The organism is Rhodococcus sp. BP-261 (assembly GCF_019835205.1).
GTDB classification, from domain to species: Bacteria; Actinomycetota; Actinomycetes; order Mycobacteriales; family Mycobacteriaceae; genus Rhodococcoides; species Rhodococcoides kyotonensis_B.
Map to the genome: position 1 here is coordinate 380,964 of NZ_JABUCO010000004.1, position 8,197 is coordinate 389,160.

The following is an 8,197-nucleotide window of genomic DNA, read 5'->3' on the forward strand; positions in this document are numbered from 1 at the left end:
TCTTCTCTTCGGCTGACGTTCTCAGGAACCGTCCGTACACTCGGCGGGATGCTCATGACGAAGGACGCCGCGAACGCTGCTCGCTGGCGCGGCTTCCACGCGTACCTCGACGTCGCCATCGTCGTCGCCGTACTCGTCTGTACCAACCTGATCGCGCACTTCACCACCGTGTGGGCCAGCGTCGCGACGGTCCCGATCGCGGCCGTCGTCCTGGTCGCCCTGACGCGTCGGCGCGGGCTCGGGTGGGCCGAACTCGGCCTGTCCCCGAGACAGTGGAAGACCGGCTCGTTGTACGCGCTCGGTGCCGTCGGCCTCGTGCTGGCCGTCGTCGCGATCGGTGCATTGTTGCCGCTGACCAGGCCGTTCTTCATGGCGGACCGCTACGCGACCATCTCGGCTGCTCTGGTGGCGTCGATGATCGTCATTCCGCTGCAGACGGTCATCCCCGAGGAACTCGCGTTCCGCGGGGTACTGCACGGCACGCTGGGTCGGATCTACGGCGCTCGCGGTGTCTTCGCCGCCGGGTCTCTGCTGTTCGGACTGTGGCACATCGCGTCGTCGCTTGGCCTGACCGCAGGCAACGCCGGGCTGAGCAACTTCCTGGGTGGAGGGGTGTTCGGCCAAGTCGCCGGTATCGTCGCCGCCGTCCTCGCAACCGCAGCCGCCGGGTTCGTCTTCACGTGGCTGAGGCGTCGCAGCGGCAGTTTGCTCGCCCCGATCGCACTGCACTGGTCGCTCAACGGCCTCGGCGCGCTCGCCGCGGCATTGGTATGGCACGCGTCGGTGGCCTGACGCTACTTCTCCCGGGTGGTGGCTGCGGTCCCCACGCGCACGTTGCAGCAACTGCGCACGTTGCAACACGCGCGTCTGCTGGAACGTGCGCGGTCAAGGAGAGGACGCCGGGACCGTAGGCTCAACCACCCCCACGCGCAGGTTGCAGTGAGTGCGCACGTTGCAACACGCGCAGCTGCTGGAACGTGCGCGGTCAAGGTGAGGATGCCGGGACCGTAGGCTCAACCATCCCCGCGCGCAGGTTGCAGCAACTGCGCACGTTGCAACACGCGCGTTTGCTGCAACGTGCGCGGTCAAGGTGAGGATGCCGGGACCGTAGGCTCAACCACCCCCACGCGCAGGTTGCAGTGAGTGCGCACGTTGCAACACGCGCGTCTGCTGCAACGTGCGCGGTCGTTCCCGGAAACCTGGCCCGGCGCTACTTCTCCCTCGCAGCCCGTCTGGCCGCCATTTCGGCCTCTTCGATCTTCAGTGCCTCGTCCAGCGTCGGTGCTGTTCCGCCGAGGCGTCGCGGAACCCACCGTGCGCCGACGGGATGCTCGTACCCGTCCTGCGCCGCCGCGAGCGTCGTCTCCATCGCCGTCCGCAGCTCGGCGGTCAGCTCGTCGGGCGTGCCGTGCGGCTGGATGGGCGGGCCGACGGCGATGTGGATCGGGAAATTGTGCCGACCCACCGCCCTCGGAATGTCCTTCGTCATGACCCGCTGCGCGCCCCAGATCGCGACGGGAACGATCGGCACCTGAGCTTCGAGAGCCATCCGCGCGGCACCCGACTTGAACCGTTTGAGCTCGAAGCTTCGACTGATCGTGGCCTCGGGATAGACGCACACCAGTTCGCCGTCGCGCAATGATTCGACTGCGGCCGCAAAAGACGCTGCCCCGGCCTCACGATCGACGCCGATCGCTTTGCAGTGCCGCATCAAGAACCCGACGATCGGGTTCGCTTCCAATTCCTTCTTCATCATGAAGCGAACCCGCCGCTTACCGCGCCGCGCGACGAGCCCGACCTGCATGAAGTCCAGGTACGCCGTGTGATTGACCGCAAGCACGACGCCGCCCTCGCGCGGAATGTTCTCGGTGCCGCGGTAGGTGGTCCGCAAACCCTGCACCGCCGTGATCGCCCGCACCAGCGCGGTGAGGGTGGCGTAGACGGGTTCGCGGGACATCGTTACTTCTATTGTCTCCGTGCTGCTTTCGCGGCCGCGTCGTCGGCGTCGAGCTTGTTGGCTTCCTCGAGCGTCGGAGCGCTACCACCGAGACGCGCGGGCACCCAGTAGGCGCCGGCCTCGTGCTCGTAACCGGTCTGCAGCTTCAGCAACATCTCCTGCATCGTCGAGTGCAGCTTCTCGGTCAGTTCACTCGCGGGACCGACGGGAGCGATCGGCTCGCCGACGGCAATCGAGATCGGAGTGTTGGTGCGCCCCAACCGTTTCGGAAATCCCTTGGTCCACACGCGCTGCGCGCCCCAGATGACCGTCGGGATGATCGGAACGCCCGCTTCGATGGCCATGCGTGCCGCGCCGGACTTGAACTCCTTGATCTCGAAGCTCCGGCTGATGGTCGCTTCCGGGTACACGCCGACCAGTTCACCCTTCTGCAGGGCCTGCACTGCCGCCTTGTAGGACTCGGCGCCCGCAGCACGATCGACCGGGATGTGCTTCAAGGCGCGCATGATCGGGCCGGAGATCTTGTTGTCGAACACTTCCTTTTTCGCCATGAAGCGGATGTACCGCTTCACGCTCCGCGGCGGCAGACCCGCGTAGGTGAAGTCCATGTAACCGGTGTGATTGACGGCGATGACCGCACCGCCGGTCGCAGGGATGTTCTCCTCGCCCTCGACCTTGAATTTCAGGCCTTCGAAAGCGAAGACCGTACGGGCAATGCCGATGACAGATCGGTAGACGGGTTCCACAGTCGGCTAGCGTAGTCGCATCGGCAACTCGGGGAGAAGACAAAGTGGGGAAGGTCAGCTGAACATGAGTGACGTGCGCCGTTTTTCCATCGCCGGAGTCGGGCTGTCGGTGGCAGTTCTGGCGCTCACCGCATGCGGGGGCGACGGGCAGCAGGGGCTGCCTACCGAGACGCAGTCGGCGCCGACCACGGAGGACACGACCACCACGACGCAGCCGACCACCACAGTCGCGCCCCCTCCCGGACCGGCGGTCGGAGAGGTCGCCGGGAACCCGGAGGCCGCGTCGGCGCTGCGTGCGTTCCTGGTCGACCTCGAAGCGGGCGGTGTCCCCGCCGTCGCACCGACATGCTGGACCATCCCGCCGTCCGAGGTGCCGCAGCAGTACGCGGACGTACCGGCGATTCTCGACGCGGCCGCCGCACCCGGCGTCGACGGGCCCGCGACCGTCACTTGGAGCGGGCCTGCGGTCACGCTGTCCGTCGCACGCACCGACGCCGCGTCGGGTTATGCGTGCCCGCGCGTCGCACCCGCCGGAGCAGGGCCCGTCTTCTCGGACGCCGACGCCACCTACACCGTCGCGCGCTACTTGGGCCGCTTCACCGGCAGTCCCGTGTCGCCGGGCGATCTCGAGGGCGACTTCCCTCTCGTCTGTGCCGACGTGCCGACGTGGGACCCGCAGGGCACCGGCGCGCCGACGGTTCCGCCGCTGGTGAACAACCCCGGCCGGCTCACCGGGTCCGCGTCGTACAACCCCGACAGCGTCTACGTCGCCGCGGTGAACGGAATCTATACGACGGTGTACGCCGACGTCACCGATGTGTCGGGGTTCGAGCAGAATCGAGTGTTCACGCTTGCATCAGGGCCGAACGGCTACTGCATCGGTGACGTCGCGTGATCGGGGTCGACACCAAGATTCTGCTGCTGTTCGCAGGCTTGATTCTGGTGTGGGCGCTCGCGCTCGGGGTGTGGAAGTTCCGAGAAATGTCGACGTCGCCGACGGCTCTGGCCCACCCGTACGTCGACATCGCGCATCGCGCTGCGCTGATGTACTCGTTCGCGACGCTCGTACTGGCCGCGCTGACGGAGTTCTCGGGATTCGCAACGGCGGTGAACCTCATCGCGGGGCTGGTGGTGGTGTTCTTCTTCGTCGCGGCCATCGCGAGCTACATGTACCACGGGTGGGCGAAGGACACCGACAATCAGTTCCAGAACCCGGTGCACGGCACGAACGCGTTCATGTGGGCCTTGATCGTCGGCGAAATCGGCGGTACGGCAGTGCTTCTCGCCGGCTTCGTGAGTGGGCAGTTCTTCTGATCGCTCGACGCCCCCCACCTTTCGGCATCGATGGTCCGCAGCATCCGATAGACGGTTGCCATGTGACATCGATGCCGCCGGCGGCGCTCACCCCACGTGCACATTCGGCCGCCGCTTCGGATCGCGCTCGGCCCGCCGGATGACCTCGCGGGTCACCGGTGCCACCTCACCGACTCCGATGAACAGGAACCGCAACAGGTTGACGACGGGATTGCCCTCCGACCATTCGAAGTAGACGTCCGGGCGCACACCCGTCGTATCCCGAATCTGCAGCAGCACAGCCGCAATCGAGTTCGGTACGGCCGCGGCGTCGACCCACAGAATCCGATAGTCGCCGCGCTGCCGACCATGCACCAGAATGTCCGTCGAGAATTCCGACGCGTCCTTGATGTTGATCTCCAGGAACAGGATCGGGTCGTCCGACGGAATGTGACTGTCCGCGCGTTGCTGCGCTTCCTTCTGCCCGTACTCGTCGAGATCGAGGTTGCGCGCATCGTGGCACACCACTTGGATACTGCCCCTCGCGGCAGCCTCGGCAACGAAGGCCGATGCCTGCTCATCGAAAGTAACCGACGTAGAACGCAATTCGAACGATCGCGTCACCCGCGAGACGAACGACACCGCAAGGATCGCGGCGATGAAGAACGACGCCACCTTCACGCCGTCGGGACGCTCGAAGATGTTGGCGACGGTCGTGTACACGAAAATCGTTGCGACGACCGAGAACATCCACGCAAGCCTGCGCTGACCGTGACGTGCGGCCGACAGCGACACCGCGACGGACGCCGACGTGATCAGCACCAGCACACCCGTCGCATAGGCGGAACTCTGTGCGTCGACACTGGCCTTGAAGTACAGCGTCACGACGAACGCGATCACCGAGAACACAAGCACCAGTGGACGAACCGCGCGCGCCCATTCAGGGGCCATGCCGTACTTCGGTAGATAGCGGGGCACCAAATTCAGCAGACCGGCCATCGCCGACGCGCCTGCGAACCACAGAATGGCGATGGTGCTGACGTCGTACACGGTTCCGAACGCACTCCCCAGGTATTCGTGCGCCAAATACGCGAGCGCACGACCGTTCGCCTGTCCCCCTGCCTGGAACTCAGCCGGAGGGATCAGAATCGTCGTGACGATGCTCGACGTCAGCAGGAATCCACTCATGGTCAGTGCCGCGGTCGTGAGCAGTCGACGTGCGCCGCGGATACGCCCGGCTACCTCCCGTGCGTGCGAATGTGTAGAGGAGTACGCATTTCTGCTCACATGGCCGTCGATCTGCGGCATCACCGCAACCCCGGTTTCGAAACCGGACAGTCCCAGTGCGAGCTTCGGGAACACGATGAGCGCGACGGCGATCATCATCAACGGATTGCCGTGCTCGGCCGTCAGGGCGTGTTGCCAGTCGGTGATCAGCGATGGCTCGGAGGCGATCTCCCAGAACCCCACGATCACGACGACGAGGTTCAGCGCCAGGAACGTCCCGACGAGTGCGACCGCGATACCGATCGCCTCGGTGAACCCTTTCAAGAAGACAGCGGCGAGGAGCGCCAGCAGCACGAGGGTGATGATCACCTCCGCGTCACCCAGACCTGCAGGCGCGAACGGGTTTTCGACGACGTGGGCCGACGCGTCGGCCGCCGACAGTGTCATCGTGATCAGAAAGTCCGTCGCCGCGAACCCCAACAGGACGAGCACGAAGATCTTGCCACCCCATTTGGGCAGCAGCTTCTCGAGCATCGCGATGGAGCCCTCACCGTGCGGGCTTTCCCGTGCAACGCGCCGATACACCGGGAGGGCACCGAACAGCGTCAACAGAATCAGTACGACGGTAGCCAGCGGCGCCAGCGTTCCCGCCGCCAAGGCAGCGATGCCGGGTTGGTAGCCGAGCGTCGAGAAGTAGTCGACGCCGGTCAGGCACATCACCTTCCACCACGGATGAGTGTGCTCGACCCTGCGCGGCTTGCGATACGGACCGAGATGTCCCGACGGTTGCTCGGTGATATCGCTCAGCAGCCACGACCGCAGACGCACCATCCCCAGAGCGTAAACCCGCACATGCGGTACGGAGGGGCTTACTGTTGTCCCATGACTCACGTGGTGGTCGCCGGAGCTGGACTGGCAGGCATTGCCTGTGCACACGAGTTGGGGAAGAAGGGGGTCGACGTCACGATCGTCGACCGACACGACTATCACCAGTTCCAGCCGCTCCTCTACCAGGTCGCGACGTCGCAGTTGCCTGCCGAGGACGTCGCCCGACCTCTCGCGTCGATCTTCGAGCAGCTGCCGACGGTCCGAGTCGTTCGTGCCGAGATCAGCTCGATCGACGCCGGGGCGCGTTCACTCGTCGCGTCCGGCGAGACGATTTCGGGTGACTACCTCGTCGTGGCCGCGGGTGCGACGGCGAACTTCTTCGGAACTCCCGGCGCCGACGAGTGGTCGTTCCCGCTCTACTCCGTCGCCGACGCCGAGCGACTTCGGCACCATGTCCGCGACGTGCTGGCCACCGCCGAGGACCCGCTGGACATCGTGATCGTCGGCGGTGGTCCGACAGGTGTCGAGACGGCGGGCGCCTTCGCGGAACTGTTCCGCGCGCTGCGCACGATGAACCACCCGGGCGGACGCGGTGATGCATGGCTCGTGAACCACGGCCCCGCGCTGCTCGCGCCGTTCACCGACAAGTCGCACCGGTACGCGCACGACACGCTCGTCGCACACGGCGCCAAGGTCCGCCTCGGTGTCGGCGTGCAGTCGGTCGACGCGGACGGTGTGCAACTCAGCGACGGGACACGCATCTCGTCACGGACCGTCGTCTGGGCCGGCGGGGAGACCGCAGCTCCGGTCGCCGGAACGGCGGGGGTGACGCTCGGCCACGGTGGACGAATCGACGTGTCCGCCGATCTCACCGTTCCCGGTGTCGACGCGGTGTATGCCGTCGGCGACGTCGCGAACATTCCTGGCGACGACGGAAAAGCATTGCCACAGTTGGGTTCCGTCGCCCAGCAGGCAGGAACGTGGGTCGCGCACAACATTCTGCGCACAGCCGAGGGCAAGGCGACGAAGCCGTTCTCCTACCGGGACAAGGGCATCATGGCGATGATCGGTCGCGGTGCTGCGGTCGCCGAGATCGGCGAGCACCGTCATCAGATCGAGGGGCCGATCGCGTTCGCGGCGTGGCTCGGCGTCCATGCCGCGCTGCTCAGCGGCGCACACAGCAAGGTCGACGCGTTCCTCACCTGGGCCTGGGACTACTTCGACGCCGACCACGCCGCGATCGTCGAATGCCACGGGGATCCGAAGCGCATCGCGTGGGCGTAGTGCGGCTCCGCCACCCGTGCGGCAGGCGCCCTCGCTTCAGGTCGGTTGGCCACGGTTGATCCGGCAGATCGTCATCCCGTCGGCGCTTCCGGCGCTGGCGACGGGTATGCGGATGACGTTCGGTCTCGCGTTCCTCGGTTTGCTTCTCGCCGAGATGTTTTCGTCGTCGAGCGGACTCGGCTACGAGTTGCTGCGCAACGTCAGCCTCGTGCGGATGGAGAACATCATGGGCACCGTCGTGCTGATCATGGTGATGGCGCTACCGCCGACGATCGCGTTGCAGTGGTTGGAGCACCGGGTCACGGCGAAATACGGCGGCTGACGCCACCCGTGAGGGGCAATGTATAGCCCGCTATACGGCGGTCTCAAGCGGTCATCGCAACGAGCGTCTTGTCGTATGCCTTCAGAGGAGTATCCCATCCGAGGGTCCTACGGGGACGGTTGTTGAGTAGGTCCTCGACCTCGGCGAGCCGTTCTGGGGAGTGAACGGACAGATCGGTGCCTTTGGGAAAGTACTGACGAAGCAGTCCGTTGGTGTTCTCGTTGGTGCCACGTTGCCACGGGGAGTGCGGGTCACAGAAGTAGACCTGCACCCCTGTGTCGACGGTGAACTGGGCATGCCCGGACATCTCCCGTCCCTGATCCCAGGTGATCGAACGCCGAAGCGCAGCAGGTAATTCCATGATCTTCGCGGTCATCGCCTCGGCGACCTGGGTAGCGGAATGACCGCACGGCAGATGCAACAGCAACACCAGCCGTGTGGTGCGTTCGACCAACGTCCCGATCGAGGATCCGCCGTTCTTGCCGATGATCAAATCGCCTTCCCAATGCCCGGGGACGCTGCGATCCTCAATTTCGGCGG

The 8,197-nt window shown here is 65.6% G+C and carries 9 protein-coding genes; 5 read left to right on the forward strand and 4 right to left on the reverse strand.

All coding sequences use genetic code 11. The features are described 5' to 3' along the window. The first annotated feature begins 48 nt into the window (after positions 1-48). The gene (locus HQ354_RS07450) at positions 49-792 is read left to right on the forward strand and encodes a CPBP family intramembrane glutamic endopeptidase (RefSeq protein WP_222634337.1); all 744 of its coding nucleotides are present in this window, start codon (positions 49-51) and stop codon (positions 790-792) included. Between the two features lie 418 nt (positions 793-1,210). Here HQ354_RS07450 and HQ354_RS07455 read toward each other — a convergent pair whose 3' ends face one another. Together HQ354_RS07455 and HQ354_RS07460 are read right to left on the reverse strand one after the other, a co-directional pair. After that, positions 1,211-1,957 (reverse strand): 1-acyl-sn-glycerol-3-phosphate acyltransferase, encoded by a 747-nt coding sequence (locus HQ354_RS07455; protein WP_167679040.1) that lies wholly within the window; start codon positions 1,955-1,957, stop codon positions 1,211-1,213. A gap of 8 nt (positions 1,958-1,965) precedes the next feature. After that, positions 1,966-2,703: a 1-acyl-sn-glycerol-3-phosphate acyltransferase gene (locus tag HQ354_RS07460; RefSeq protein ID WP_222634336.1), complete on the reverse strand. Its 738-nt coding sequence runs from the start codon at positions 2,701-2,703 to the stop codon at positions 1,966-1,968. Positions 2,704-2,767: 64 nt separating this feature from the next. On the opposite strand from HQ354_RS07460, the gene HQ354_RS07465 reads away from it, so the two are divergent. Both HQ354_RS07465 and HQ354_RS07470 read left to right on the forward strand, forming a co-directional pair. Next, on the forward strand, positions 2,768-3,598 hold the full coding sequence (locus HQ354_RS07465; RefSeq protein ID WP_068429965.1) for a hypothetical protein: 831 nt from the start codon (positions 2,768-2,770) through the stop codon (positions 3,596-3,598). Then, entirely contained in the window at positions 3,595-4,017 is a 423-nt protein-coding gene (locus HQ354_RS07470; RefSeq protein WP_068429962.1) for a hypothetical protein, read from the forward strand. Before HQ354_RS07465 ends, HQ354_RS07470 begins: the two co-directional genes overlap by 4 nt. An 87-nt stretch (positions 4,018-4,104) precedes the next feature. Here the strand turns inward: HQ354_RS07470 and HQ354_RS07475 are convergent, their stop codons facing one another. Beyond that, positions 4,105-6,054 (reverse strand): amino acid transporter, encoded by a 1,950-nt coding sequence (locus HQ354_RS07475; RefSeq protein ID WP_222634335.1) that lies wholly within the window; start codon positions 6,052-6,054, stop codon positions 4,105-4,107. Between the two features lie 51 nt (positions 6,055-6,105). On the opposite strand from HQ354_RS07475, the gene HQ354_RS07480 reads away from it, so the two are divergent. Together HQ354_RS07480 and HQ354_RS07485 are read left to right on the forward strand one after the other, a co-directional pair. Further along, complete coding sequence (locus HQ354_RS07480; RefSeq protein WP_222634334.1) at positions 6,106-7,335, forward strand: NAD(P)/FAD-dependent oxidoreductase; 1,230 nt, start codon at positions 6,106-6,108, stop codon at positions 7,333-7,335. 16 nt (positions 7,336-7,351) lie between these two features. After that, complete coding sequence (locus HQ354_RS07485; protein ID WP_308115141.1) at positions 7,352-7,657, forward strand: ABC transporter permease subunit; 306 nt, start codon at positions 7,352-7,354, stop codon at positions 7,655-7,657. A gap of 43 nt (positions 7,658-7,700) precedes the next feature. On the opposite strand, the gene HQ354_RS07490 is transcribed toward HQ354_RS07485, so the two are convergent. Continuing rightward, positions 7,701-8,197, reverse strand: a 497-nt coding sequence (locus HQ354_RS07490; RefSeq protein ID WP_222634333.1) for an IS30 family transposase, incomplete at its 5' end; no start/stop codon positions are given.